General features: G+C 60.2%; 27 protein-coding genes. 17 read left to right on the top strand and 10 right to left on the bottom strand.

All coding sequences use genetic code 11. From position 1 onward, the window contains the following. Positions 1-2,274, bottom strand: a 2,274-nt coding sequence (locus ACGSLL_RS11660) for a retention module-containing protein (protein WP_394505930.1), incomplete at its 3' end; no start/stop codon positions are given. Positions 2,275-2,806: 532 nt separating this feature from the next. Between ACGSLL_RS11660 and ACGSLL_RS11665 the strand changes: the two genes are divergently transcribed. From ACGSLL_RS11665 to ACGSLL_RS11675, 3 genes are all read left to right on the top strand, one after another. Continuing rightward, the gene (locus ACGSLL_RS11665) at positions 2,807-4,165 is read left to right on the top strand and encodes a TolC family outer membrane protein (protein WP_394505932.1); all 1,359 of its coding nucleotides are present in this window, start codon (positions 2,807-2,809) and stop codon (positions 4,163-4,165) included. A 161-nt stretch (positions 4,166-4,326) separates the two neighbouring features. Beyond that, positions 4,327-6,486 carry a type I secretion system permease/ATPase gene (locus ACGSLL_RS11670; protein WP_394505934.1) on the top strand — a complete coding sequence of 720 codons (2,160 nt, stop codon included), beginning with the start codon at positions 4,327-4,329 and terminating at the stop codon, positions 6,484-6,486. Positions 6,487-6,495: 9 nt separating this feature from the next. Next, positions 6,496-7,857, top strand: coding sequence for an HlyD family type I secretion periplasmic adaptor subunit (locus ACGSLL_RS11675; protein ID WP_258450115.1), 1,362 nt, complete (start codon positions 6,496-6,498; stop codon positions 7,855-7,857). Positions 7,858-7,976: 119 nt separating this feature from the next. Here ACGSLL_RS11675 and ACGSLL_RS11680 read toward each other — a convergent pair whose 3' ends face one another. Both ACGSLL_RS11680 and ACGSLL_RS11685 read right to left on the bottom strand, forming a co-directional pair. After that, positions 7,977-8,573: a tRNA-uridine aminocarboxypropyltransferase gene (locus ACGSLL_RS11680; RefSeq protein WP_394505937.1), complete on the bottom strand. Its 597-nt coding sequence runs from the start codon at positions 8,571-8,573 to the stop codon at positions 7,977-7,979. A gap of 6 nt (positions 8,574-8,579) precedes the next feature. Further along, entirely contained in the window at positions 8,580-9,473 is an 894-nt protein-coding gene (locus ACGSLL_RS11685; protein WP_394505939.1) for a LysR family transcriptional regulator, read from the bottom strand. Positions 9,474-9,816: 343 nt separating this feature from the next. On the opposite strand from ACGSLL_RS11685, the gene speB reads away from it, so the two are divergent. From speB to ACGSLL_RS11710, 5 genes are all read left to right on the top strand, one after another. Further along, positions 9,817-10,767, top strand: coding sequence for an agmatinase (gene speB, locus ACGSLL_RS11690; RefSeq protein ID WP_394505941.1), 951 nt, complete (start codon positions 9,817-9,819; stop codon positions 10,765-10,767). Between the two features lie 10 nt (positions 10,768-10,777). Then, the gene (locus ACGSLL_RS11695) at positions 10,778-11,200 is read left to right on the top strand and encodes a YybH family protein (RefSeq protein WP_394505943.1); all 423 of its coding nucleotides are present in this window, start codon (positions 10,778-10,780) and stop codon (positions 11,198-11,200) included. Between the two features lie 51 nt (positions 11,201-11,251). Beyond that, the gene (locus ACGSLL_RS11700) at positions 11,252-12,763 is read left to right on the top strand and encodes a purine-cytosine permease family protein (protein WP_394505945.1); all 1,512 of its coding nucleotides are present in this window, start codon (positions 11,252-11,254) and stop codon (positions 12,761-12,763) included. Positions 12,764-12,926: 163 nt separating this feature from the next. Beyond that, positions 12,927-14,306, top strand: coding sequence for a sodium:solute symporter family protein (locus ACGSLL_RS11705; protein WP_394505947.1), 1,380 nt, complete (start codon positions 12,927-12,929; stop codon positions 14,304-14,306). A gap of 18 nt (positions 14,307-14,324) precedes the next feature. After that, entirely contained in the window at positions 14,325-14,471 is a 147-nt protein-coding gene (locus ACGSLL_RS11710; protein WP_394505949.1) for a hypothetical protein, read from the top strand. Positions 14,472-14,476: 5 nt separating this feature from the next. Here the strand turns inward: ACGSLL_RS11710 and ACGSLL_RS11715 are convergent, their stop codons facing one another. Then, entirely contained in the window at positions 14,477-14,605 is a 129-nt protein-coding gene (locus tag ACGSLL_RS11715; protein WP_003198971.1) for a PA1414 family protein, read from the bottom strand. 142 nt (positions 14,606-14,747) lie between these two features. After that, entirely contained in the window at positions 14,748-15,641 is an 894-nt protein-coding gene (gene ptrR / locus ACGSLL_RS11720) for a putrescine utilization regulator PtrR (protein WP_394505951.1), read from the bottom strand. Positions 15,642-15,745: 104 nt separating this feature from the next. On the opposite strand from ptrR, the gene ACGSLL_RS11725 reads away from it, so the two are divergent. Continuing rightward, complete coding sequence (locus tag ACGSLL_RS11725) at positions 15,746-16,927, top strand: MFS transporter (RefSeq protein WP_394505953.1); 1,182 nt, start codon at positions 15,746-15,748, stop codon at positions 16,925-16,927. Here ACGSLL_RS11725 and ACGSLL_RS11730 read toward each other — a convergent pair. From ACGSLL_RS11730 to ACGSLL_RS11740, 3 genes are all read right to left on the bottom strand, one after another. Continuing rightward, a complete protein-coding gene (locus tag ACGSLL_RS11730; RefSeq protein WP_394505955.1) occupies positions 16,872-17,804 on the bottom strand; it encodes a DMT family transporter in 933 nt (310 codons plus the stop codon). The genes ACGSLL_RS11725 and ACGSLL_RS11730 overlap by 56 nt on opposite strands. A gap of 242 nt (positions 17,805-18,046) precedes the next feature. Then, positions 18,047-18,451 carry a DUF2177 family protein gene (locus tag ACGSLL_RS11735; protein ID WP_394505957.1) on the bottom strand — a complete coding sequence of 135 codons (405 nt, stop codon included), beginning with the start codon at positions 18,449-18,451 and terminating at the stop codon, positions 18,047-18,049. A gap of 45 nt (positions 18,452-18,496) precedes the next feature. Next, positions 18,497-19,333, bottom strand: coding sequence for a CvfB family protein (locus tag ACGSLL_RS11740; protein ID WP_090282275.1), 837 nt, complete (start codon positions 19,331-19,333; stop codon positions 18,497-18,499). A 340-nt stretch (positions 19,334-19,673) separates the two neighbouring features. Here ACGSLL_RS11740 and ACGSLL_RS11745 point away from each other — a divergent pair, with 340 nt between their 5' ends. The 3 genes from ACGSLL_RS11745 (at position 19,674) to ACGSLL_RS11755 (ending at position 21,734) form a co-directional block, all read left to right on the top strand. Further along, positions 19,674-19,862: a hypothetical protein gene (locus ACGSLL_RS11745; RefSeq protein ID WP_016985943.1), complete on the top strand. Its 189-nt coding sequence runs from the start codon at positions 19,674-19,676 to the stop codon at positions 19,860-19,862. A gap of 205 nt (positions 19,863-20,067) precedes the next feature. Continuing rightward, on the top strand, positions 20,068-20,787 hold the full coding sequence (locus tag ACGSLL_RS11750) for a TorF family putative porin (protein ID WP_394505960.1): 720 nt from the start codon (positions 20,068-20,070) through the stop codon (positions 20,785-20,787). Between the two features lie 77 nt (positions 20,788-20,864). Beyond that, positions 20,865-21,734 carry a DUF6279 family lipoprotein gene (locus ACGSLL_RS11755; protein WP_394505962.1) on the top strand — a complete coding sequence of 290 codons (870 nt, stop codon included), beginning with the start codon at positions 20,865-20,867 and terminating at the stop codon, positions 21,732-21,734. Positions 21,735-21,857: 123 nt separating this feature from the next. Here ACGSLL_RS11755 and ACGSLL_RS11760 read toward each other — a convergent pair whose 3' ends face one another. Further along, complete coding sequence (locus tag ACGSLL_RS11760) at positions 21,858-22,250, bottom strand: transcriptional regulator (RefSeq protein WP_394505964.1); 393 nt, start codon at positions 22,248-22,250, stop codon at positions 21,858-21,860. A gap of 174 nt (positions 22,251-22,424) precedes the next feature. Here ACGSLL_RS11760 and ACGSLL_RS11765 point away from each other — a divergent pair, with 174 nt between their 5' ends. The 5 genes from ACGSLL_RS11765 (at position 22,425) to ACGSLL_RS11785 (ending at position 24,457) form a co-directional block, all read left to right on the top strand. Beyond that, entirely contained in the window at positions 22,425-23,168 is a 744-nt protein-coding gene (locus ACGSLL_RS11765) for a DUF899 domain-containing protein (RefSeq protein WP_394505966.1), read from the top strand. Between the two features lie 149 nt (positions 23,169-23,317). Beyond that, positions 23,318-23,488 (top strand): YhfG family protein, encoded by a 171-nt coding sequence (locus ACGSLL_RS11770; protein ID WP_090282270.1) that lies wholly within the window; start codon positions 23,318-23,320, stop codon positions 23,486-23,488. Beyond that, positions 23,485-23,742 carry a hypothetical protein gene (locus ACGSLL_RS11775; protein ID WP_394505969.1) on the top strand — a complete coding sequence of 86 codons (258 nt, stop codon included), beginning with the start codon at positions 23,485-23,487 and terminating at the stop codon, positions 23,740-23,742. Before ACGSLL_RS11770 ends, ACGSLL_RS11775 begins: the two co-directional genes overlap by 4 nt. Continuing rightward, a complete protein-coding gene (locus ACGSLL_RS11780; RefSeq protein ID WP_394505971.1) occupies positions 23,739-24,107 on the top strand; it encodes a Fic/DOC family protein in 369 nt (122 codons plus the stop codon). Before ACGSLL_RS11775 ends, ACGSLL_RS11780 begins: the two co-directional genes overlap by 4 nt. A 74-nt stretch (positions 24,108-24,181) precedes the next feature. Then, on the top strand, positions 24,182-24,457 hold the full coding sequence (locus ACGSLL_RS11785) for a hypothetical protein (RefSeq protein WP_394505973.1): 276 nt from the start codon (positions 24,182-24,184) through the stop codon (positions 24,455-24,457). A gap of 52 nt (positions 24,458-24,509) precedes the next feature. Here the strand turns inward: ACGSLL_RS11785 and ACGSLL_RS11790 are convergent, their stop codons facing one another. Continuing rightward, on the bottom strand, positions 24,510-25,850 hold the full coding sequence (locus ACGSLL_RS11790; RefSeq protein WP_394505975.1) for a DEAD/DEAH box helicase: 1,341 nt from the start codon (positions 25,848-25,850) through the stop codon (positions 24,510-24,512). Positions 25,851-25,960 lie beyond the last annotated feature (110 nt).

Here is a 25,960-nt window from a genome sequence, read left to right on the forward strand (position 1 = left end):
GGTCAGCGTGCTGCCCAGCGGTGTGGTGATCGATTGCGGGAAGCCTGCGGCCACGCCGTTGGTGACCACGGCGATACCGCCGACGGTCAGGGTGCTGACGCCGTCGAGTGCGGTGATGGTAAAGGTGCCGCTTTGGGTCAGTGCACCGGCATTCGGGGCGCTGCCGTCGCTGAGATTGCTTTCGTTGACCGTCAGCTCGCCGCCATTCACATCGAGGCCGTCGATGATCACCGGGTCATCGTTGTTGTGAATCTGCAGAACGAGATTCGCGGTGCTGGTATCGCCATCGGCATCGGTGATCGTGTAGGCAAAGATTTCAGTGCCATTGCCGCCACCGGTCAGTGCTTTGAAATCAGCGTCACTGGTGTTTAGCGTGTAGGTGTAGGTGCCATCGGCGTTCAGCACCAAGGTGCCGTAAGTGCCGGTGAAAGTGCCTGGCGTAACCGGGCCGGTCGGCACGCGGTCGGCACCTTGCACGTCGTTGGTCAGCACGTTGCCGGTCAGGGTCAGTTGAGTCTCGGACGCGGTGCCATTATTGTCGTCGAACGCCTTGGGCACGTCGTCGGTGATGTTGACGTCGAGGGTACCGGTGGCGGTGGTGCCGTTGTCATCGACCACGGTGACAGCGAACTGCTCTGGCAGATTATTCGTGCCGTTGGCGTTCGGATGGGCTTCGTTATCGACCAGGGTGTAGCTGTAACTGACAACGCCGGTCGTGGCGTTGTAACCGGTGATGGTCAGCGTGCTGCCCAGCGGTGTGGTGATCGATTGCGGGAAGCCTGCGGCCACGCCGTTGGTGACCACGGCGATACCGCCGACGGTCAGGGTGCTGACGCCGTCGAGTGCGGTGATGGTAAAGGTGCCGCTTTGGGTCAGTGCACCGGCATTCGGGGCGCTGCCGTCGCTGAGATTGCTTTCGTTGACCGTCAGCTCGCCGCCATTCACATCGAGGCCGTCGATGATCACCGGGTCATCGTTGTTGTGAATCTGCAGAACGAGATTCGCGGTGCTGGTATCGCCATCGGCATCGGTGATCGTGTAGGCAAAGATTTCGGTGCCATTGCCGCCACCGGTCAGTGCTTTGAAATCAGCGTCACTGGTGTTGAGCGTGTAGGTGTAGGTGCCATCGGCGTTGAGTACGAGAGTGCCGTAAGTACCGGTGAAAGTGCCGGGCGTAACCGGGCCGGTCGGCACGCGGTCGGCGCCTTGTACATCGTTGGTCAGCACGTTGCCGGTCAGGGTCAGCTGGGTTTCCGAAGCGGTGCCGTTGTTGTCATCGAACGCCTTGGGCACGTCGTCGGTGATGTTGACGTCGAGGGTGCCGGTGGCCGTGTCGCCATTGCTGTCGCCGGCGATCACGGTGAACTGTTCGCTGATGGTGTTTGCACCGTCACCGGCCGAATGGGTTTCGTTGCCGGTGAGGGTGTAGCTGTAGCTGACAACGCCGGTTGCCGGGTTGTAACCGGTGATGGTCAGGGTGTTGCCCAGTTGTGAGGTAATCGACTGCGGAAAGCCCACCGCTACCCCGCCAACGATGATGTTGATGCCGCCAATGCTCAGGCTGGTCAGACCATCGGGGGCAGAAATGCTGAACGTGCCGCTCTGGGTCAGCGCGCCGTTGTTGCTGGCCGAGCCGTTGGGCAGATTGGCTTCGTTGACCGACAGTTCGCCGCCCTGCACCGCCAGGCCGGTCAGCGTCACCGGGTTGTTCACCGGAGGGGGTGGCGCGATGATCGGAGCGGGGGCGTCATCGCCATTGTCGATGTCCGCGTTGCGGCGATACTCGGGAAATTCAGGGATGCCGTTGAAACCGGCGGTGGGGAAACCGATGATCGGGTCGACCCGGCCGCCGACTTCGCTCAGCAGCACAAAACTGTGACCGCCGCCCAGTTCACCGGTATTGCCGGTCGGCGCGTTGGGCCCGGCAGCGGTGGCTTCGGCGCTCTGGCTGGGGTCTTCACCGGCGGCGATGGCTTTCTGGATTTGCTCGACGTCGGTCAGCTGCGCCTGGCTCGGGGTCTGCGCTTCGTCAACGTTCACCGGCACCGCCTGATCGGCCAGCAGTTGCCCGGTCATGGTGATGCTGCTGCCGCGGCCGAGGGTCAATTGCTCGCCGTTTTGCAGTTTCACCGCCACCGCGCCTTCCGCACCGGTGATCAGTTGATCGCCCGCATACAAACGATCGCCTTCGAACAACGGGCGTTTGATGCCATCGCCCGCCTGAGCGAACACCTGACCAATGACTTTTGTGACCGTACCGATGAGCGTTGCCATGTGAAATCCTCCGCTGCCGACCACCGTCGGCACTGGTTCGCGAAGCAGCCCATGGCTCAATCGGGTTGCCGGGGGCGACGCTCGCACCCTCGACAGTTCGTTTCGCGGGTTCCTTGCCGGGAAAAACCTCAGCGCATTCAAGCACTTCGGCACCCTGTTCAAGGCAATACACCCACTAGCGCTACGTAACGGTGGTGAATCACTGGAGTGACAAAAAAATGTCGCTCATCGACCGTTACGCGTCCCTCCCCTTCAGCAGTACTTCGCCGTCTAAAGCAAAGTGAATGGAACTTTCCTCAAGCCTTTTTGAGCTCCCTAAAGCGCATAAACAAAGGCTTTCGAGCTGAACAATGTGCTGGTTTTGAAAAACCGCATAAGTTTTTTTTGGCATAAGCCTTATGAAAATTTTTTCTTAGCTACGCTTCAGGATGTTCTTAGCTCTGATGTTACAAGAGTGAGACGCCGACACCTTAAAATATCGTCAAATATTTGGCGACAGTAACACACCATCAGGACTTACGGAGATGCACCCATGCGCGTTCTAACCCCCCTCTGCAGCGCGGTTTTGCTGGCCATGGCTTGCACTTCTCAAGCCCACGCCATGAATCTGACTGAAGCCATTCAAAGCACGATTGCCACTCACCCGGAACTGGCGTCGCGCGTGGATGCGCGCCTGTCAGCGGACGAACAAGTCAAGGTTGCCAAGGGTGGTTTCTATCCGTCTGTCGATCTGAATGCCGCCTACGGTCGCGGCTACAGCGACAACACCAACACCCGGGCCTTCGGCAACCACAACACCGAAATCCTCAATTACACCCAGTCCGAACTGCGTCTGCGGCAGATGATCTTTGACGGTTTCAACACCGCCAACGAGGTCGAGCGCACCAAAGGCGTATCGAACTCGCGCGCCTATTACGCGCAAGGCACCGCGCAGGATCTGGCCCTGCGCACCATTGAGGTCTACCTCGAAGTGCTCAAGCGTCGCGAACTGGTGACGTTGGCGAAAAACAACCTGCAGGCGCACTTGCGCGTCAACGACCAGATCGGCCTGCGCACCGAGCGTGGCGTCGGCAGCACGGCGGACTCCGATCAATCGGTAGCGCGTAAGGCGCTGGCGCAAAACAACCTCGATACCGCCGAAGTTGATCTGGCCGACGCCGAATCGAACTTCTACAGCGTGGTCGGGCGCATGCCCGATGAGCTGGAAACGCCCGCCTCGACCCGAGGCGAACTGCCGACCGAATTGCGCGAAGCCCAGCAAAGCATGGTCGACAACAACCCGTACCTGAAATCCGCACAGGCCGACGTGCAGTCTGCCGAAAGCCAGTACGAAGTGGCGAAGTCGCCGTTCTACCCGCGCTTCGATGCCGAAGCCGCAGTGGGCGCGAACAACAACGTGCAGGGCGATGAAGGCCACGACAACGAGTGGCGCGTCGGTGTAGTGATGAACTACAACCTGTTCCGCGGCGGCAGCGACAAGGCGCGCCTGGCGGCCAACGCCCATGACATCAACCAGGCGATGGACATCCGCAACAACGCCCTGCGCCAGCTCAACGAAAATATTCGTCTGGCCTGGAACGCCATGGAAAACGCGAAGAAACAAACGCCGACCGCGCGCGAATACGCCGAAACCACCAAACGTGTACGCGCCGCCTATCAGGATCAGTTCGGCCTTGGCCAACGCACCCTGCTCGACCTGCTCGACAGCGAAAACGAGCTGTACAACGCCAACCGCCGCTACACCGAAATCCGCTACACCGAGGAATACTCGATGTACCGCGTACTGGCGAACATGGGCCTGTTGCTGAGCAAGCAACGCGTGGTGCTGCCAGCCGATGCAATTGCCGCAACCGAGGTGAAAAACCAGGCGCGCTTGCCTGAGTTGAAGTAACCCACACAGGCGCCGTGAACACTGATCGTTCCCACGCTCCTGCGTGGGAATGCCTCTAGGGACGCTCCGCGTCCAGTGACGCGGAGCGTCACGGGCTGCATTCCCACGCAGGAGCGTGGGAACGATCCGATAACCAAGCCCGTTCAACTGAGGCAATCAATATGACCCGCATGGAAACCGGCGTCGCCGGCATCGATCCGCGCGCAAGCTTCGATGATCCGTTACTCGACGGTCTGCTGATCCTCTGCAAACTGCACGGTGCAACAGTCAGCCGCGCCAGCCTGAGCGCCGGGCTGCCGCTGGACAAACAACGCCTGAGCCTGGATCTGCTGCCTCGCGCCGCTGCCCGGGCCGGGTTGCAGGCGCGCCTGCTGCGTCGCGATCTGAAAGACATCTCGCCGCTCAATCTGCCGATCCTGCTGCTGCTCAACGACGGCCGCACGGCAGTGCTACGGCGGTTCGGTGACGACGGCAAAGCCTTGCTGCTACCCAGTGAAGCCGACGGCGGCGAGCAATGGGTCAGCCGCGAAGAACTCGTCGAACATTACAGTGGCCAGGCCTTGTTCGCCCGGCCGCGCCACGAACTCGAAGACCTGCGCGCGCCGCTGGTGCCCCGGGTGCAGGCATGGTTTCGCGACACCTTGAAGCTGTCGAAATGGCTGTACAGCGACGCGATTCTCGCCAGTTTCCTGATCAACCTGCTGGGCCTGATGGTGCCGTTGTTCGTCATGCAGACCTACGACCGCGTGGTGCCGAACCAGGCCACCTCGACCTTATGGGTGCTGTCGATCGGCCTGCTGATCGGCACCGGGTTCGAGCTGGTGTTGCGCGTGGTGCGCGCGCATTTGCTCGACACCGCCGGGAAGAAAACCGACGTGATTCTCTCCGCAACCTTGTTCGAACGCATTACCGGCATGTCGATGAAAGCGCGGCCGGCGACCATCGGCGGGTTCGCGCAGAGCATTCATGATTTTCAGGGGCTGCGCGAATTTCTCACCGCCGTGACATTGACCAGTCTGATCGACCTGCCATTCGTGGTGTTGATGCTGGCGGTGATCGGCCTGCTCGGTGGCTGGCTGGTGGTGATTCCGCTGCTGGCGTTTCCGCTCACGATCATTTTCGCCATGGTCATTCAAGTCAAACTGCGCGACACCGTGCAAAAGAGCCTGAGCCTTGGCGCCGAACGCCAGGCCCTGCTGATCGAAACCCTCAGCGGCCTGGAAACCCTCAAGGCTTGCAGTGCCGAAAGCGAGCGTCAGCACAAATGGGAAAGCACCCACGGCGCCCTCACCCGCCTCGATAGCCACGCGCGCAACCTTTCGGCGCTGGCGACCAATGGCACCTTGTTCATTCAGCAGTTCTCGGGGATGGCGACGATTGTCGCCGGGGTCTACAGCATTATTGCCGGTAACCTCAGCGTCGGTGCGCTGGTCGCCACCTACATGCTCGGCAGCCGGGTACTTGCGCCGCTGGGGCAGATCGCCGGGCTGATCACCCGTTATCAGCAAGCGCAACTGACCATGAAAAGCACCGATGCGCTGATGGCCTTGCCGCAGGAACGCGACGGCAAGCAACGGCCGTTGGAACGCACGCAACTGCAAGGCGCGCTGGACGTCAGCGGCGTGACCTTTCACTACAACGGCCAGAACGCGCCGGCGCTGATTAACGTCAGTTTCAGCCTCAAGCCCGGCGAACGGGTCGGCATTATCGGCCGCAGCGGCTCAGGCAAAAGCACCCTGGCGCGGCTGGTGATGGGTTTTTACGAACCCGAAGAAGGCCAGTTGCTGCTCGACGGCCTCGACCTGCGCCAGCTCGACGTGGCCGACCTGCGCCAACAGATCGGCTACGTTGCCCACGACCTGCCGCTGCTGGCCGGCAGCCTGCGCGACAATCTCACCCTCGGCGCACGCTACATCAGCGACGCGCGCATGCTTGAAGTGGCCGAGCTGACCGGCGTCACCGAACTGGCGCGCCAGCACCCGCAAGGCTTCGACCGGCCGGTGGGCGAGCGCGGGCAATTGCTCTCCGGTGGGCAGCGTCAGGCCGTGCTGCTGGCACGCTCGTTGTTGCTCGACCCGCCGATCATGCTGCTCGACGAACCCACCAGCGCCATGGACAACAGCAGCGAAGACCAGCTGCGGCTGAAACTGCATCAATGGGTGCAGGGCAAAACCCTGTTGCTGGTCACCCACCGTACCTCGATGTTGAGCCTGGTCGATCGCTTGCTGGTGCTGGATAACGGCCGGGTCGTCGCCGACGGTCCGAAAGAAGCGGTCATCGATGCACTGCGCAAGGGCCGTGTCGGCTCGGCGGCGGTCTAGGAGTTGCCCATGTCTGCTTCCACCGATAGCAAGGATCGCGGCTACTTCGACAGCTTCGGCAAAAGCGCCGAGGCCGACTTCATGCCGGAAACCGCCGGCGCCTCGTTGCAGGACTCGCCGCGCAAATCGCGAATCACCGTGTGGCTGGCGGCGGCGCTGCTGATCAGCGCGGTGGTCTGGGCGAAGTTTGCCGTGCTCGAAGAAGTCACCATGGGCGAAGGCAAGGCGATTCCGTCGAGCAAGGTCCAGGTGATCCAGAACCTCGAAGGCGGCATCGTCACCGAGATCTTCGTTCGCGAAGGCCAGATGGTCAGCAAGGGCGATACCCTGCTGCGCCTGGATGACACGCGTTTTCGCTCGAACAAGGGCGAAAGCGAGGCCGACCGCTACGCGCTGACCGCGCAAGTCGAACGCCTGTCCGCCGAGGCCGAGGGCCGGCCGTTCAAGCTCTCCGCAGAGGTGATTGCCAAGGCCCCGCAAGTCGCCGAAGACGAGCGTTCGCTGTACGAACAGCGCCAGCGCCGCCTCGCCAGCGAGCAGCGCACCTTGAGCGAACAGCTGCGGCAGAAAACCCAGGAGCTGGCGGAGTTTCGTTCCAAGCAAGGCCAGTTCAGCTCCAGCCTGGCCTTGCTGCAGCAAGAGATGAACATGTCCGAACCGCTGGTGAAAACCGGGGCTGTGTCACCGGTGGAAATCCTTCGCCTGAGGCGCAGCGCCGTGGAAATTCGTGGTTCGCTGAACGCCACCACGCTGGCAATTCCCCGCGCCGAATCGGCGATTGCCGAGATCCGCAGCAAAATCGACGAATCGGAGCAGACCTTCCGCTCCGAGGCCGCCAAAGAGCTCAACGAGAAACGCACCGACCTGTCAAAAATCACCGCCACCAGCATCGCCATCGACGACCGCGTCACCCGTACCACGGTGACCTCGCCGGTGCGCGGGGTGATCAAGCAGATGAAGGTCAACACCATCGGCGGCGTGGTCCAGCCGGGCAGCGACATGGTCGAAATCGTGCCGCTGGAAGACAACCTGCTGATAGAGGCTAAAGTGCGCCCGCAGGATGTGGCGTTCCTGCACCCGGGCCAGAAAGCCATGGTCAAGTTCAGTGCCTACGACTACACGATCTACGGCGGGCTGAGCGCCAAACTCGAGTTGATCGGCGCCGATACCATTACCGATGACAAGGGCAACAGCTTCTATCTGATTCAGGTGCGCACCGATAAAAACCATCTGGGCGGTGATGTGAAACCGCTGCTGATCATTCCGGGGATGGTGGCGACGGTGGACATCATTACCGGCGAAAAAAGCGTGCTGGATTACCTGCTTAAGCCGGTGCTGAAGGCCCGGACCGAGGCGATGCGCGAGCGCTAGTCATATTTGAATCTGCGGTGATTGTTCCGCCGCCTTCGCGAGCAGGCTCGCTCCCACAGGTGGAATGCGTTCCAATGTGGGAGCGAGCCTGCTCGCGAAGAGGACGGCACTGACAATGATCATCTGTCGCCATGATTACGCTGGAAGATCTCCTCCCCCATCGCCGCAATCTGCCCTTCGATCAACACTTCAAACGGCTTGAGCAGTGCCTCAAATGAAGTCGGCGCTTCAAGCGTTTGAAGCGCCTGCACAATCGCCTCGATAGTCGACAACGCCCCCGGCCCCGGTGCCTTGCGCAAGCGATAACGCGACACGCCGCCCTCAGCCAAAGACACCCGGGGCAATGCCGCCAGCAGCGGATTGAGGTGCAACATCTTGCGTGCCTTGCGCCAGGTACCATCCGGCACAACCAACAACAACGGTTCGTCAGTCGGCGCATAAGCCCGCATCGGCTGCGCATCCTCAGCCGGAAACAACAGCCGCGCCTGATAGCCCGGACGGTTCAACAGCGTCGGCAAATCGTCGAACACTTCACCCACGATCAATTCGGCATTGCTCAGGCCCAGCGCCGCCAGCCGCGCGGTATTCAGCGCATGGTTGACCTCGCTCGGATGCTGCAACAGCAACACCCGGGTGCGGCTGTCGAGGCTGGGGATCAGCGGGCACAGGCAGTGGGTTTGAGGGCGCAGGCAGCGCGGGCATTGTGGTCGGGACATGATGGGTTACGCCTGATTCAACTGGGCTTTGAGCAAATCGCGAAAGGTCTGGATCAGCGGCTCGCGACTGCGGCCGCGGCGCATGATCATCGAAAACGGCGCCTGATAACCGAAGGTGGCCGGCAGCAACACGCGCAAGTCGCCCTTGTCGGCCCAGGCCTGGGCGTAGTGCTCCGGCAAGTAACCGATGTAGGCGCCGGAGAGCACCAGAATCAGCTGCGCTTCCATGCTTTCCACGGTGGCGGCGCTGTGTTTGAAACCGTGCCGCGCCAGTTCCGCCTGGCTCCAGTAACCTCGCCCGACCATGCGCTGCTGAGTGATGACCTGTTCGGGAATGCGCCGCTCGTTGAACAGCGGGTGGCGACTGCTGCAATACAACCAGTGTTGCTCGCGGTACAGCGGCATGTAGACCAGTCCGCTCATGCGCGTGGAAAACGCGCCGATGGCCAGGTCGAGACGGTTGTCCTGCACGCCGAGTTGCAGTTCGTACGGACTCATCACCGACAAATGCAAATGCACCGCCGGGTGCTCCTGACTGTAGGCGCCGATGGCTTCGGCAAAGGGCAAGGCCTTGTCGCTGACAGTGGAGTCGATCACCCCGAGGTTGAGGGTGCCGCGCAGTTCGCCTTTGAGCGCGGCGGCGTATTGCTCGAAGCCCTCGAGTTCACCGAGCAGGCGCAGGGTTTCCTGATGGAACAGCTCGCCCTTGCTGGTCAGGCTGAACCCGCCGCGCCCGCGATGGCACAGCACCAGGCCGAGCGCCGCTTCGAGCTGGCTCATGTAGGTGCTGATCGCCGAGGTCGACAGGTTGAGTTCCTGCTGCGCATTGGCAAAACCCTGATGACGCACGACGCTGACGAAGATGCGCAACAGTTTCAGGTCGGGTAAAGCGTTCACCATTTCTGCTCCGGTCACGAGGTAACGCGCAATGCACAGTTCGATGGAGATCATATTGTGGGAGCGAGCCTGCTCGCGAAGGCGTCGGGTCAGTCGCCATTGATGTTGACTGTCATGCCCTCTTCGCGAGCAGGCTCGCTCCCACAGGTGGCGATCTTCAGATATTCCAGTGGCGCGAAGTCTATGGCGCTGGGTGGCATTAGTTTAGAAAAATCTGAACTAAGTTTTTGCCCGTAGCGATTCTTCCCCGTCACTACATTTCGCATCATCGCCCCCACAGCGGCGTCCGACCCCGTATTCATCGGTGCGCCGACATAAATAAAACAAAGACGATGAGGCCCTACCCGTGGACAAGATTCTTCACCAACCACTGGGCGGCAACGAAATGCCGCGCTTCGGCGGCATCGCCACCATGCTCCGACTTCCCCATGTACCGACCGCTGCCGGTCTCGACGCTGCCTTCGTTGGCGTGCCGCTGGACATCGGCACTTCGCTGCGCCCCGGCACTCGTTTCGGGCCGCGCGATATCCGCACCGAATCGGTGATGATCCGCCCGTACAACATGGCCACTGGCGCCGCGCCGTTCGACTCGCTGTCGGTCGCCGACATCGGTGACGTGGCGATCAACACCTTCAATCTGCTCGACGCCGTGCGCATCATCGAAGAAGCCTACGACAACATCCTCGAGCACAACGTCATCCCGATGACCCTGGGCGGCGACCACACCATCACCCTGCCGATCCTGCGTGCGATTCACAAGAAGCACGGTAAGGTCGGGCTGGTGCACATCGACGCTCACGCTGATGTCAACGATCACATGTTCGGCGAGAAAATCGCCCACGGCACCACCTTCCGTCGCGCCGTCGAAGAAGGCCTGCTGGACTGCGAACGCGTGGTGCAGATCGGTTTGCGCGCGCAGGGTTACACCGCGGATGACTTTAACTGGAGCCGCGATCAGGGTTTCCGCGTGGTGCAGGCTGAAGAGTGCTGGCACAAGTCGCTGGCACCGCTGATGGCCGAGGTGCGCGAAAAAGTCGGTGGCGGCCCGGTGTACCTGAGCTTCGATATCGACGGCATCGACCCGGCCTGGGCGCCCGGCACCGGCACCCCGGAAATCGGCGGTCTGACGACCATTCAGGCGATTGAAATCGTCCGTGGCTGCCAGAGCCTCGACCTGATCGGTTGCGATCTGGTAGAAGTCTCGCCCGCTTATGACACCACCGGCAACACCTCGCTGCTGGCCGCCAACCTGCTGTACGAAATGCTCTGCGTACTGCCTGGCGTGGTCCATCGCTGAGGGTCGGGTCATGCACGCACGTGATCAGGTTCTGCACGCGGCCGCCGAATTGGTCGCCGCGTTCGCCCGCAACGACCGCGAAGCCTACTTCGGCGCGTTCAGCGCCGATGCGAGTTTTGTGTTTTACACCCTCGAACAGCCACTGCTTTCGCGCGACGCCTATCAGGCGTTGTGGGACCGCTGGCGTCACGAGGATGGCTTCGAGGTGCTGTCGTGCACCTCGAGCAACGCTTTTGTCAGCCTGCAGGGTGACGTGGCGATTTTCATTCATGACGTGGCCACCGAGCTGCGCATGCAAGGGGAGCAACACTTCAGCCAGGAGCGCGAGACGATTGTTTTCAAAAAACAAGCGTCGAGCCTAGAACAACAAGGCCTATGGCTGGCCTGTCACGAACATTTGTCCGCAATGCCGGAAGGGCTGCCATCCCCTTAGCCAATGGTGACGCTCACGCACGATGAGCGCGCCTGATGATCGGAGCAGATCATGAATAACAACAACAACGAAAAAAGCCTTAGCAGCATCGAAACCAACGGGGTCGAACAGATCCCGGATCATGAGCGCGACGCCCGACCCAGCGACCTGTTTCGCTTGATCTTCGGCGGCGCCAATACTTTTGCCACCGCAGTGCTGGGCAGTTTCCCGGTGCTGTTCGGCCTGTCGTTTCAGGCCGGCGTCTGGGCGATTGTCCTGGGTGTGGTGGTCGGTGCGCTGATTCTCGCGCCGATGGGCCTGTTCGGCCCGCTCAACGGCACCAACAACGCCGTGTCTTCCGGTGCGCACTTCGGCGTACACGGGCGGATCGTCGGTTCCTTCCTGTCATTGCTGACCGCAATCGCGTTCTTCTCACTGTCGGTGTGGAGCTCGGGTGACGCGCTGGTCGGCGGCGCCAAACGCCTGCTCGACCTGCCGGAAACCGACCTGACCCTGGGCCTGGCCTACGGCTTGTTCGCGTTGCTGGTGTTGACCGTGTGCATCTACGGCTTTCGCTTCATGCTGTGGGTCAACCGCATTGCGGTGTGGGCCGCGAGCCTGTTGTTCCTGCTCGGGATCTTTGCCTTTGCGCCGGCATTCGACAGCCAGTACGCCGGCAGCGTCGCGCTCGGTCAGGCCGGTTTCTGGGCGGCGTTCATTGGCGCGGCGCTGGTGGCGATGAGCAACCCGATTTCCTTCGGAGCATTCCTCGGCGACTGGTCGCGCTACATCCCAAGGGCAACGCCGAAGGGCCAGATCATGCTGGCGGTGATCGCCGCACAACTGGCGACGCTGATTCCGTTCCTGTTCGGCCTCGCCACCGCGACCATCGTGGCGATCAAGGCCCCCGACTACATCGCTGCGAACAACTATGTCGGCGGCTTGCTGGCGGTGTCGCCGAGCTGGTTCTTCCTGCCGGTGTGCCTGATTGCGGTGATCGGCGGCATGTCCACCGGCACCACCTCGCTGTATGGCACCGGGCTGGACATGTCCAGTGTGTTCCCGCGCGTACTGTCACGGGTCAAGGCGACGTTGCTGATCGGCGTGTTGTCGATTGCCTTCATTTTCATCGGTCGTTTTGCCGCCAACCTGGTGCAGAGCGTGTCGACCTTCGCCGTGCTGATCATCACCTGCACCACGCCATGGATGGTGATCATGATCATCGGCCTGGTGGTGCGTCGCGGCTTCTACTGCCCGGATGACCTGCAGGTATTCACCCGTGGCGAACAGGGCGGGCGCTACTGGTTCAGCCACGGCTGGAACTGGCGCGGTCTGGGTGCATGGATTCCGAGTGCGGCGGTTGGCTTGTGCTTCGTCAATCTGCCGGGGCAATTTGTCGGCCCGCTCGGTGAACTGGCTGGCGGCATCGACATCAGCCTGCCGGTGACCCTGGGCCTGGCGTCGGTGGTGTACCTGACATTGCTACGCCTGTTCCCCGAACCTCGGGAGGTGTTTGGGCCAACGGATGTGCGCAGCCAAAGCAACGATGCCCCGGCTAAACCCGCCATGCGCCAGGCCGCCTGAATAAACGCAAAACCCTGTGGGAGCGAGCCTGCTCGCGAAAGCGATCTGTCAGTCACATCTTTATTGAATGTGCGTGCGACTTCGCGAGCAGGCTCGCTCCCACAGGAAGCCTTGCAGACCCCATTTGCTTGACCATAAAAAAGACAATCGGAGACTCGCCATCATGGCTTTGGATTTATTCGTCGTACTCCTCTACGCCGCCGCGATGCTGATACTCGGCTACTACGGCATGCGCAAGGCCAAGACTCACGAGGATTACCTGGTCGCCGGGCGTAACCTGGGGCCGTCGCTGTACATGGGCACCATGGCCGCGACCGTTCTCGGTGGCGCGTCCACCGTCGGCACCGTGCGGCTGGGTTACGTGCATGGCATTTCCGGGTTCTGGCTGTGCGCGGCACTGGGTTGCGGGATCGTCGCGCTGAACCTGTTCCTCGCCAAACCGCTGCTCAAGCTCAAAGTGTTCACCGTCACTCAGGTGCTGGAAAAGCGCTACAACCCGATGGCCCGCACCGCCAGCGCAACCATCATGCTCGCTTACGCGCTGATGATCGGCGTGACCTCGATTCTGGCGATCGGCACCGTTCTGCAAGTGCTGTTCGGCCTGCCGTTCTGGATCTCGGTGTTGCTGGGCGGCGGTATCGTGGTGATCTATTCAACGATTGGCGGCATGTGGTCGCTGACCCTGACCGACATCGTCCAGTTCGGCATCCAGACCGTCGGCCTGATGTTCCTGCTGCTGCCGATCTGCCTGTACCGCGTCGGTGGCTGGGATCAACTGGTCGCGCAATTGCCAGCGGCCAGCTTCAACTTCACCAGCATCGGCTGGGACACGATCATCACCTACTTCATGATCTACTTCTTCGGCATCCTCATCGGTCAGGACATCTGGCAGCGGGTGTTCACTGCCAAAAGCGAGAAGGTCGCCAAGTACGCCGGCACCTCGGCCGGGATCTACTGCATTATTTACGGCCTGGTCTGCGCGCTGATCGGCATGGCCGCGCATGTGCTGATTCCGGATCTGGACAACGTCAACAACGCCTTCGCCGCCATCGTCAAAGTCTCGCTGCCGGACGGCATCCGTGGCCTGGTGATCGCTGCAGCACTGGCGGCGATGATGTCCACCGCCAGCGCCGGCCTGCTCGCCGCCTCCACCACGTTGACCGAAGACCTGCTGCCGAAACTGCGCGGCGGCAAACAGTCGAACGTCGCTGTGAGCCGTCTGTTCACCCTGCTGACCGGCGTGGCGGTGCTGGGCATTGCGCTGGTGGTCAATGACGTGATCAGTGCCTTGACTCTGGCTTACAACCTGCTGGTCGGCGGCATGCTGATTCCGCTGATGGGTGCGATCTTCTGGAAACGCGCGACCACCGCCGGGGCGATCAGCGCGATGACGCTGGGCTTTATCACTGCGCTGGTGTTCATGGTCAAGGACGGTATGGACGCGAACACGCCGATCTATTACAGCCTCGGCGTCAGTCTGGTGAGCTTCGTGCTGGTCAGCCTGTTTTCGCCACGTCCGGCGGCTGTGGCGCCTGCGATCTGAGCGTGATGTAAGGATTTGATGCTTTCTTCGACGGGTGTGGCGTCGGTTGCCACACCCGTTTTTTTACGTCTGGAGAAAGCAAAAAATCGCAGCCTCCGGCAGCGCCTGCCGGTTGATGGGCAGGTGCAGCCGAAGACTGCGATTTTTCTGAATCTGGAAATCTGAGGGCATTAACGCCGACGTGGCTGGCGGCGGCGCTGCTCGTCATCGGTGCGAATCGGCACAGGTTGCATTGGCGGTTCGATCAAGCCGAGCGCAACACCCAAATCGTGCAGCCAGTTTTGAATTTTCTCTTTCATCGTTGTGCCCCCTTCAGGGTGGTGCTGAGCGGCCGGAATTCTGAGGTCGCTTCGCACTGATAATAGTCCGAAGTCCTACGCAATGCTCGGGCAAATCCGCAATGATCTGTTACTGAATTGATCAGAATCCGCCGCCATTGGTTCAGGCTGTTTCGCGTGTCTGCGCTACAGGCGCGGGATAGACCGCTTGCTGCACTTCAATCCAGGCATTCAGATTGGCCCCAAGCATGCCTTTACGCCACATGAGCCACGTTGTCGCACCCACGAACGGCTCGGCCAGCGGATGCACGGCCACGCGCTCGCGCCCCGGCAGACTGGCGAGCATCGACTCGGCCATCAGCGCGACGCCGCTGCCGGCAATCACACAGGCGAGCATGCCCTGATACGACTCGATCTCCATCGGCCGGCCCATCGCCGCGTGGTAATGGGCGAACCAGGCTTCCAGGCGCATGCGGTACGAACAGCCCTGACGAAAGGTGAACACCGCCCGCCCCGCGACATCCAGCGCCGTGCGTACCGGCGGATGTTCGGGTTCGGTAATCAACACCAGACGCTCGTCGCACAACGGCACACCATCGAGCCCGGCCAGCTCCAGCGGGCCGTCGACCAGTGCAGCGTCGAGGCGCCCGGTGAGCAAACCCTCAAGCAGCTCGCCGCTCGGTGCCGCCTGCACTTGCAGGTTCACCGCCGGGTATTGCTGGTGATAGCGCGCGAGCAATTCCGGCAGATGAATCGCCGCCGTGCTGTACATCGTGCCGAGCACAAAATCCCCGGCCGGCTGCCCGCCCATCACCGCCGCGCTGGCCTGATCGCGCAACGCGAAGAGCTTGGCGGTGTAGTCCAGCAGGACTTTTCCCGCAGGCGACAACTGCAAACGCTGACGCTCACGCACGAACAATTCGACGCCCAATTGCTCTTCGAGCTGCTTGAGACGGGTTGACAGGTTCGACGGCACCCGATGCAAGCGCTCGGCGGCGCGAGTGATCGAACCTTCCTCGGCGACGGCCTGAAAGATCCGCAGTTGACTGAACTCCACTACCACTCTCCAGAACAGAACAAGTTACTCACTATTATTCAATTTTAAAGAAAGTCAATCAGTCCTAGCCTGACGGTCATTGCTCTCTCGACGGAAGCCCGACCATGTCGCCTCTGATTCGCTTATCCGCCTGCTTCGTTGCCTTGATGATGGCCATGGGTATCGGCCGTTTCGCCCTCACCCCGCAAATGCCGCATCTGCTCAGTGAAGGCCAGATCGACCTGACGGGCGCCGGCCTGATCGCCGCGGCCAATTACCTGGGTTATCTGCTCGGCGCGGTGGATGCGATGTTCGCGCACCGCCCGTCGCAAGTGCAGCGGCGCCTGCACGGTGGTTTGTGGCTGTGCGTGTTGCTGACGCTGGCGTCGTTCTGGGCGGACGGCTTTTGGTCGCACTTGCTGTTGCGCTTCGGCACCGGAGTGGCGAGCGCTTGGGTGCTGGTGATGATCACCGCGTTGAGTCAGCCGTTGGCCGCGGCGGCGGGTCGACCACGGCTGGGTGCGCTGGTCTTTGCCGGACCGGGGCTGGGGATTTTTCTCACCGGTTTGCTGGCGCTGGTCTCGCATGGGTTGCAGCAGACGTCGGCGACGTTGTGGCTGATTTACGCGGCGGCCGCACTGGTGATGATGTTGAGCGTCTGGCGCCTGTTGCCGACGCCAGTTGCCACGGTTGCAGTGGCTGCGCCTGCGTCGAGCCCGGCGAATCGCGGCATCAGCAGGCTGGCGCTGGTTTATGCGCTGTACGGGATTGGCTATATCATCCCGGCGACGTTCCTCTCGCAGATGGCCAATGCGCAATTTGACGGGCAATGGCAGGCCGATCTGTTCTGGCCGTGCTTCGGTCTGGCCGCGGCGCTGGGGGTGTTGCTGGTCAGCCTGCGTCGTCACGATCCGCAGACCACGCGGCACTGGTTGATGGCGACGCTATGGCTGCAAGCGGGCGGAGTGTTCGCTTGCCTGTTGGGCAGCGGCATCGGCCTCGGCCTGGGTGTGATCCTGTGCGGCACGCCGTTTCTGGCGTGCATGCAACTGGTGATGCAGCGCTCAAGGGAATTGGCGCCTCACGCCACTCAGCGTAACGCCGGTTTGCTCACTGCCTGTTTCGCCGTCGGCCAGCTCAGCGGCCCCTTGCTGGCGGCATCGAGCAGCCACTTCAGTGGCGGCTTGCAACCAGCGCTGGTGATCGCCGGTTGCGGCTTGCTGATCGCTGGCGGCCTGGCGATGCAGGCGTCTAGTGCTGGCCCAGCGCGCTGCGCAAACGCCGACGCAGCCACTGCTCGGCGCTGACGAAGGTGATGCCGAGCAATACCAGCACGGCGCCGATGATGAAATTCAGCGTCAGTTGTTCGCCCAGCAGCAACACGCCAAAGGTCACCCCGAACAGCGGCGTCATGAACGAAAACACCGCCAGATTCGCCGCCAGATAGCGACGCAGCAGCCAGAACCAGACCAGGTAGCTGAAGAACGACACGACCAGTCCCTGGAACAGCACACTGGCGACCGCCACGGTGGTCAGGTTGACATGGGTGATCTGGCCGCTGAACAGCGCAATCAGCAACAGACCCAGGAAGCCGACGATCAACTGATAAAAGAGCGTGAGCGTCACCGGCGCTTCCGACAGTCGCGAGGCGCGCACCACCACCGTGGTCGCGCCCCAGCAGGCCCCGGCCAGCACGCCAAACGCATCGCCAAGCAGCATACGCCGATCGAGGTTGTCCCACGACACACCGCCGGCGAAGGCGATCGCGATGCCGATGAACGCGAGCAGAATCCCCAGCCATTGCAACGGTCGCAGACGCTCACTGGCCAGCAGAAAGTGCACACCCAGCGCGGTGAAAATCGGCGCGGTATAGAGGAACACCGACATGTGTGCGGCGGTGGTCAGTTGCAGGCCCTCGGCGATGAACAGAAACTCGAGACCGAACAGCGCACCGGCCAGCAAGCCGCCGCGCCAGGTGCTACCGACCTGACCCCAACCGCCCTTCCAGCAGATCAGCAAGCCGACCAGCAACGCGGAAATCCCCGAACGCCCCGCTGCCTGCATCACCGGGGCGATATCCGCCGCCGCCCACTTGATCAGCACTTGCTGTACACCCCAGATCAGGCACAGGCCGATCATCACTTGCAGGGCAAAGCGGTCGGCATTGCGCCGCTCGACACTCACAGCAACACCTCGAACACACACAACATGGGCAGGCCATCCAATGGTCAGAAACAGAATCGGGGATTATTGATCAGGCGCGCGGAAAAAGGCGTCTGGAAAAGACATTAAGTGTTTCTGTGGCGTCAGCGGTGAATGGTTGTCGGCTTCGCCGTCATTCGCGAGCAGGCTCGCTCCCACAATTTGCCCGCATTCCCCTGTGGGAGCGAGCCTGCTCGCGAAGAAGCCAGGCCAGACAACAAGACTCAACGATCTGCCCGCACCATCCGGTTCGCCAGCAAAAACCCCACCGCACACGCCACCGCCGTGGCAAACGTCCCCCACGCCCAGTCCATCAGACTCACCTGCACCGACCAGCCGCGCAACGTCGCCCAGTTGGTCAGATCATACGTGCCGTAGGCCACCAGCCCGAGCAACGCGCCCATCTTCGCCGCGCGTTGCCAGGTCAGGGCCGGCACCACCACAAACACCACGCAACCAATAACGTACAGGCAATAAAAAACCGCTGCGGGGACCAGCAGCGGTTTGTCGAGCATCAGCGGACCGAGCAGTTCGCGGTAGGTCGGCGCCATCAACAGGCCGAGCCAGACGCCGTCGAGCAACAGAAACGTCAGCAGCGTGGCGACGTAAGCGATCAGCGTTTTTTTCATCGAACCGTTTCCCTGTGTGCCCATGGAGCATGGGCCATTCAGGGCTCAGGTTAGTTCAATGCGATCGGCATGGATGACAATCTTGCCCTCTTTGTACAGTGAACCGATGGCCTTCTTGAAGTTACCTTTGCTCACGCCGAACAGGCTGCTGATCAGCGCCGGGTCGCTTTTATCGCTGACTGCGAGCGTGCCGCTGTTGTCGCGCAACTTGGCGAGAATCTTCGAACTCAGGCTGCTGGCCGCTTCCTGCCCCACCGGTTGCAGGCTCAGGGCAATCTTGCCGTCGGCACGCACTTCCTTGATGTAGCCCTTCTCGAGCATGCCGGCACGCATGAACTTGAAGATTTCGTTCTTGTGAATCAGACCCCAGTGCTTGTTGTTGATGATCGCCTTGAAACCCATGTCGGTGGCTTCGGCCACCAGCAGGTCGACTTCCTGGCCCGGGCTGTAGTTGGCCGGGGTCTTGTCGAGGTAGCGATCCAGCCGCGCCGTGGCGGTGATGCGGCGGGTGTGCTTGTCGAGGTAGACGTGCACCACGCAGTATTCGCCGGCGGTCATCTGGCGTTTTTCTTCGGAGTACGGCAGCAGCAGATCCTTTGGCAGACCCCAGTCGAGGAACACACCGATGCTGTTGACCTCAACGACTTTCAGGCTGGCAAATTCGCCGACCTGGACTTTCGGTTTTTCTGTGGTCGCGAGCAGTTTGTCTTCGCTGTCCAGATAAACAAAAACATTGAGCCAATCTTCATCTTCGCTGGGAATATCTTTGGGGATATAACGGTTGGGCAGAAGAATTTCGCCGTCGGCACCGCCATCCAGATATAAACCGAAGTTAGTGTGTTTAACCACTTGCAAACTGTTGTAACGCCCGACTAAAGCCATTTTCCAGAACCCTCATTGCGTGGGCGGCATTCTACCCGTTTTTGGCCTGAGCGTCGGGCGACAGATCGGCGCGCCACGTTTAATCTGCGCAAGGCCTTGATTTGCCGCGCTGGCAGGCGGACCACATGCCATTCGTCAGGCCGACGAGGCCACGCTCGAGTGAATATTCAACGCTTGCGTCAGATAAATCTTCTTATTTAAAACAGCAGGTTAGACGATTATCTCAGAGATCGAAGCGATAATAATGCAGCGCAGCGGTCGGTTATTCCGAAGGATATTTACCAAGCAATTGTCAAGTTATTCCTGTACGATGCCTGGCCGAGTTACTTTCTACAGGTTAATGGCCGCCATGCGTGTAAAAGCATCCACCAGCAAAGCAAAGCCAGCTCCAGCCGTTGAAACCAGCGAATCGATCAATGATCAGATCGCCGCGTTTCTCAAGTCCGGCGGCGAGATTCAGCAAATTGCCAAAGGCGTCAGTGGCCAGACATTCGGCCCGTCCAAGCAGATCAGCCTGGGCAAGAAGTAATACCCGGTTTTACACCCGTCCAGAGGCGCTTTGAGCTTCGAAGCGCCTGGACTGGCACCGCGCAACTTCCCTTCGTTTTAAACAAAAATTCCCGAAAATCGACGAACGGCCATCAATGCCGGGCATTCGCCGGTATCCTTGCACGCGTCTAGATCAAGCGTTTCAGCAGGCCATCGCCCTGCGCTCGCGGTTCATGGAGTGACGCATGCGCCCATTTCCCTATTTATTATTGTTCGTCAGCCTGCTGTCAGGCGCGACTGCGCACGCGCAGGTTTTTCAGGGTGAACTGGGTGACTTCGATCTCAAGCTTGGCACCACACCCAGCCGCAGCATGGCCCAGGGTCTGGTGAAACCGGCGGCGGTCGGCTCGTTCCACGGTGGCCTCGATCTGAGCCACGACAGCGGCGTGTATTTCGGCCAGTACGCGCCGAGCATGGGCATCAGCCCGGGCAAGAACCTCGAGATCGATTCCTACGTCGGCTTCAAGCAGCCGTTCGATCAGGTGCTCGGCTATGAAGTCGGGATGATCCATTACAGCTATCCCCGCGTGGACACTCTCGACAGCCAGGAGCTGTTTGGTGGCCTGACTCTGCTCGGCAGTCGCTTTGGCATTGCCCTGAGCAACGACCCGGATAAACAGAACAACACCTTGTTTGCCGACCTCACTGGCAATCAGCCGTTCGGCATTGGCGTGAGCATGAAATACACCACGCACCAGTTGAATACACCGGCGGCGGTGGACGGTGGTTACATCAGCAGTTTCACTGATTGGTCGGTGAAACTGTCGCGGCCATTCATGGGCGTCGATCTTGATCTGATCTACAGCGACTCCAGCCTCAGCGGCAGTGATTGTTCGGCCTATTCCGGGCACAACAGCGAGTGCGACGGCCTCGTCACCCTCAAGGCTGTACGCACGTTCTATTGATCGGCTGAACTGCCGCGCGCATCCTGCATCACATAAGAATCAGATTTCCGACGCCAGGCTCTCGCAAGGATTTGCCCATGTCTCGCTGGTTCAAACACATCGCCGCGTTATTGATTTTCACCCTCGCCCTCGGCGCCTGCAGCCGTGTTGGCTTGGCCTACCGCAATCTCGACGTGATCATTCCATGGACGCTCGGCGATTACCTGGACATGAACGGCGAGCAGAAAGACTGGTTCAACGAACGGCTCAAGGAGCACCTGAGCTGGCATTGCACCACGCAATTGCCGGGTTATCTGGATTGGCTTGATCGCCTGCAAAGCATGGTTGAAAGCAATCAGGTCACCGACGCCGCGCTGCAGCAACGCACCACCGAAGCCAAACAGGCGATTGCCGAAACCGCACGAGAAATCACGCCGTCGGCCATCGAACTGCTCCAGGGTCTGGATGACAAACAGGTCGCCGAAATGAACGATGCCTTTGCCAAGGACCTGCGCAAGCGCCAGAAGGAATACGTCGAGCCGCCCGTGGCGCAACAGATCAGGGAACGCGGCGAGCGCATGGAAAAACGCCTCGGCGACTGGCTCGGCCCACTCAGCGACAAGCAAAAACAACGTGTAGCGCAGTGGTCCGCGGCCTTGGGCGATCAGAACACCCAGTGGATCGCCAACCGCGCCCACTGGCAGCAGCAATTCAGCGCCGCCGTGACACAGCGCCAAAGCCCTGAGTTTGCGCAACGCATCGAGACATTGCTGGTCAACCGTGAGCGCTTATGGACGGCGGATTATCGCAAGGCCTACGCCAACACCGAAGCGCAGGGACGCGCGCTGGCGGTGGACCTGATGGCCGAAAGCACACCGCAGCAGCGTGAACGCTTGTTGAAGAAGATCGAAGGCGTGCGCAAGGATTTCAATGACCTCAAGTGCCTGAAGGGCGCACAGAAATCCTGAATGGACCAATGGCCCATTGTGGGAGCGAGCCTGCTCGCGAATGCGTAGTGTCAGACTGCTCAAATATCACTGACATACCGCATTCGCGAGCAGGCTCGCTCCCACATGGGTTTTGACTCAGCTTCAGGCAATTTGCGCCTTGGACGCGACTTCATCAAACGTCAGCTCATCCAGCGCATCTTCCTGTTCATCCAGCACCTGACGCGGGTGGTCATTGCCGGGAATGCTGCTGTCGATCAGGCTCAGCAGGCTCGCACCGCGTGGGGTCAGGACGAAGTTTTCGCCGTTGCCGCCCTCGTCCTCTGGCCGTGGCTTGATGAAACCGCGTTCCAACAGCAATTTCTCGTATTGGCACGCCTGCGTTTTCAAATGATCAAGATTTTCCACCGGCTCACCCGACGCTGCCATATTCGCGGCGTGTTCCTCGGCATAGGGGCGCGGCGTGAAACTGTGTCCGGCGCTGTTCTGCACTTCATGCAGCAAGCGTTCAATCAAATCCCAGTCGTATTTGGTCATCCTGATTCAACCTCCGGTGCGCATCGGTAATGGTGCGTTCTTAGGTTGTGACCGGAGCGGCGCACAGCCGTTCAGCCGCATTTCCGGCACAGGCCGACCAGCGGTCTGTCGATTTCCCTCCCCGTTGAACGACTAGTCTGAAACAGCCGGTTCAACCCCGCAGGAGACATCGTCATGAACGTTGAACACCATCCGGTGGTATCGCGCGAAGAATGGCTCGCCGCGCGCCAGCAACACCTGGCCCACGAAAAAGCCTTCACCCGCGAGCGCGACCGTCTCAGCGCCGAACGCCGCGCCCTGCCCTGGGTAAAGATCGACAAGGATTACCACTTCCAGGGCCCGAACGGCGAACTGAAGCTCACCGACCTGTTCGGCAAGCACAGCCAGCTGATCATCTACCACTTCATGTTCGCCAAGGACTGGCAGGAAGGTTGTCAGGGTTGCTCTTTTCTCAGTGACCACATTGATGGCGCCAACCAGCATCTGGCTCATCACGATGTCGCCGTGGTGGCCGTGTCTCACGCACCGTTCAGTGAGTTTCAGGATTTCAAAAAACGCATGGACTGGAAATTCGACTGGGTGTCGTCAGCAGGTTGCGATTTCAACTACGACTTCGGCGTCTGCGCACGCGCGGCCGACGTCGCGGCAGGAACGGCTACCTACAACTATGAAAAGACCGACAGCGCCGAGGAAGAAATGCCCGGGTTGAGCGTGTTTTATCGCAACGATCAAGGCGAGATTTTCCACACTTATTCAACCTATGCCCGCGGCCTGGACATGCTGGTCGGCGCCTACCACTACCTTGATCTCACGCCCAAGGGCCGCAATGAAGACGAGATCATGGACTGGGTGCGGCATCATGATCGGTATGAGACCGCAGTGAAAACCAGCTGCTGCCATGATGAACAGGCTTCGTAGAGGTCATCGAATTTGCCGATGACAGGAATTGCGAACTGAAGGTCCGACAAGTGGATTCAATGCGGCTAATGATTGTGAGATGCTAAGCCCTTCCGTACCGGCAGGCTAACGTTGGCTATAATTGCGGAATATGAGCTTAAGGAGCAACGATGGAAAAGCTGAGCCTGGAGACCAAGAAAACGTGGTTTGCAAAGCATCGAAGAGCCAATTTCGCGGCCAGTTTGCGCCTGGAAGGGTTTGCTCCGTCACCTTGCGAAGGTGAGATCAAGCTTCCGGACAGAGAAGCTGCATTGCGAGCCGTCCGGCACTTGAAAGCTTGAGCGACAAATACGGTGTCGACCAAGCCCCGGATTGTTATCCGGGCACCAATGTTCTTATCAATCTGCTCGGCCTGCGAAATGCGGACGATCTCGATGAAGCAGAACGCTACCTTAACGAGGTAGCGGCGATGAAACTTGAGTTCGTCCTACCGCCCTATAGCCTGGCAACTCTCAAAAACGTCCACCATACGCTATTCGAAAAATCTACGCCTGGGCCGGTGAAACACGCACTCTGGCTATCAGTAAAGGCATGACACGGTTCTGCAGCCCTGAGTTTATTGAGCGCGAAGTCGACAAGGAATTTCTTGGAATGGCTGATGCAGCCTGGTTCGAGGGATACTCTCGCGATCAATTGGTTTCATCGGTGGCTGAATCCTACGGAAACATCAATGTTGCCCATCCCTTCCGAGAAGGCAACGGTCGTACGCAACGAGTCGTTTTCGAATATATTATTTTCAACGTTGGCTACTTGGTCGATTGGCACTCCGTGGACCGTGAGGGATGGATTGAAGCATGCATTCAATCCTTTTACGGCGCGGACCAACCTCTTGCCGATATCTTTGATCAATGCATCGGCGCATCACTGATTGAAAACGAATCTGATGACTCTCGCGCATAAAACTCGCTGAACTTTTCCCACCCTTCAGCCCTCAACCGCGTAACCCGCCTTAACCGGAACTGAGGCCTGCCCCGATGAAAACCCTGATCAAGCTCACCCTCGCCGCTACCCTCGTCTGCGCCCTGCCCGTGTGGGCCTGCACGCCGGAAGAAGCGACGATCAAACGCGAACAGCTGGCGAAGGAAGTCTCGAAACTGACCGAGCAGAACCCGGAAAAAGCCAAGGAGATCAACGCCGAGTTGCAGAAGATGGATCTGGGCACGGCGAGCAAGGATCTACCGGACAAGTGCCAGTTGATCGATGAGCGTCTGAAGGAACTGGGCTCGGCAGAGAAAAAAGCCGATAGCTGAAGGCACAAAAAAACCGGACATCGTCCGGTTTTTTTGTGCACGCATCAAACGCTTACTCAGCCGCAGGCTCTGCCGGCTTGCGGCGCTTGAGCGGGGCCATGCCGTCGCTGCTCACCAGCGAATCCGGTTTTGGCCGGTTAGCGCTCTTGCGCTTGGTCGGCGTCTTGGCCGCGGTTTTCTTCTTGTCGCCCTTGGCGTCGGTCTTTTTCTTCTTCACGCCAACGGCCTTGCCCGAGGCCTTGACCTTCTTCGGCCCGCCGTAGGTGCCTTTGACTTCCTTGATGGTGCGGCGCTCGAAGCTCTGCTTCAGATAGCGCTCGATGCTCGACATCAGGTTCCAGTCGCCGTGGCAGATCAGCGAGATCGCCAGACCATCGTTACCGGCACGCCCTGTACGACCGATGCGGTGTACGTATTCGTCGCCGCTGCGTGGCATGTCGAAGTTGATCACCAGATCCAGACCATCGACATCCAGACCACGGGCCGCCACATCGGTCGCGACCAGAATCTTCACGCCGCCCTGCTTCAGGCGATCGATCGCCAGTTTGCGATCCTTCTGGTCTTTCTCGCCGTGCAGCACGAACGCCTTGTATTCCTGGGCCACCAGGCGGCCGTAGATGCGGTCGGCCATGGCGCGGGTGTTGGTGAAGATAATCGCTTTCTGATAGGTCTCGTTGGCCAGCAGCCAGTTCACAATCTGCTCTTTGTGCTGATTGTGGTCGGCGGTGATGATTTGCTGACGGGTGGTCGAGTTCAGTTGGCTGACCGCGTTGAGCTGCAAGTGCTCCGGGTTGTTCAGCACCTTGCCGATCATCTCGCGCAGGCCAGAACCGCCGGTGGTGGCGGAAAACAGCATGGTCTGCTGACGGTTCGGGCATTCATCGACCAGACGCTGTACGTCTTCGGCGAAACCCATGTCGAGCATGCGGTCGGCTTCGTCGAGCACCAGCACTTCGACTTCCTTGAGGTCGAGGTTGCCGGCATTGAGTTGCTCGATCATCCGGCCCGGGGTGCCGATGAGGATGTCCGGGACTTTGCGCAGCATCGCCGCCTGGACCTTGAAGTCTTCGCCACCGGTGATCAGGCCGGACTTGATGAAGGTGAACTGCGCGAAGCGTTCAACTTCCTTCAAGGTCTGCTGGGCCAGTTCGCGGGTCGGCAGCAGGATCAGCGTCTTGATGCTGACGCGAATCTTTGCCGGACCGATCAGGCGATTGAGGATGGGCAGTACGAAAGCGGCGGTTTTGCCGCTACCGGTTTGCGCCGTCACCCGCAGATCACGCCCTTGGAGCGCCAGCGGAATGGCCGCGGCTTGCACAGGCGTTGGCTCGACAAATTTCAGCTCGGCCACAGCTTTAAGCAGGCGTTCGTGCAGGGCGAATTGGGAAAACACGGGTGCTACCTCGAAGATATGCAAAAAAACAGCTGCATAGGTTACCGGTTTCGAGCGCTCAGGCCGAGTTTCTTTATGCAAACGGGCGCAATCAGTGGTTTTTTTGTTGC

This window comes from Pseudomonas retamae (assembly GCF_043496865.1).
Lineage (GTDB): Bacteria > Pseudomonadota > Gammaproteobacteria > Pseudomonadales > Pseudomonadaceae > Aquipseudomonas > Aquipseudomonas retamae.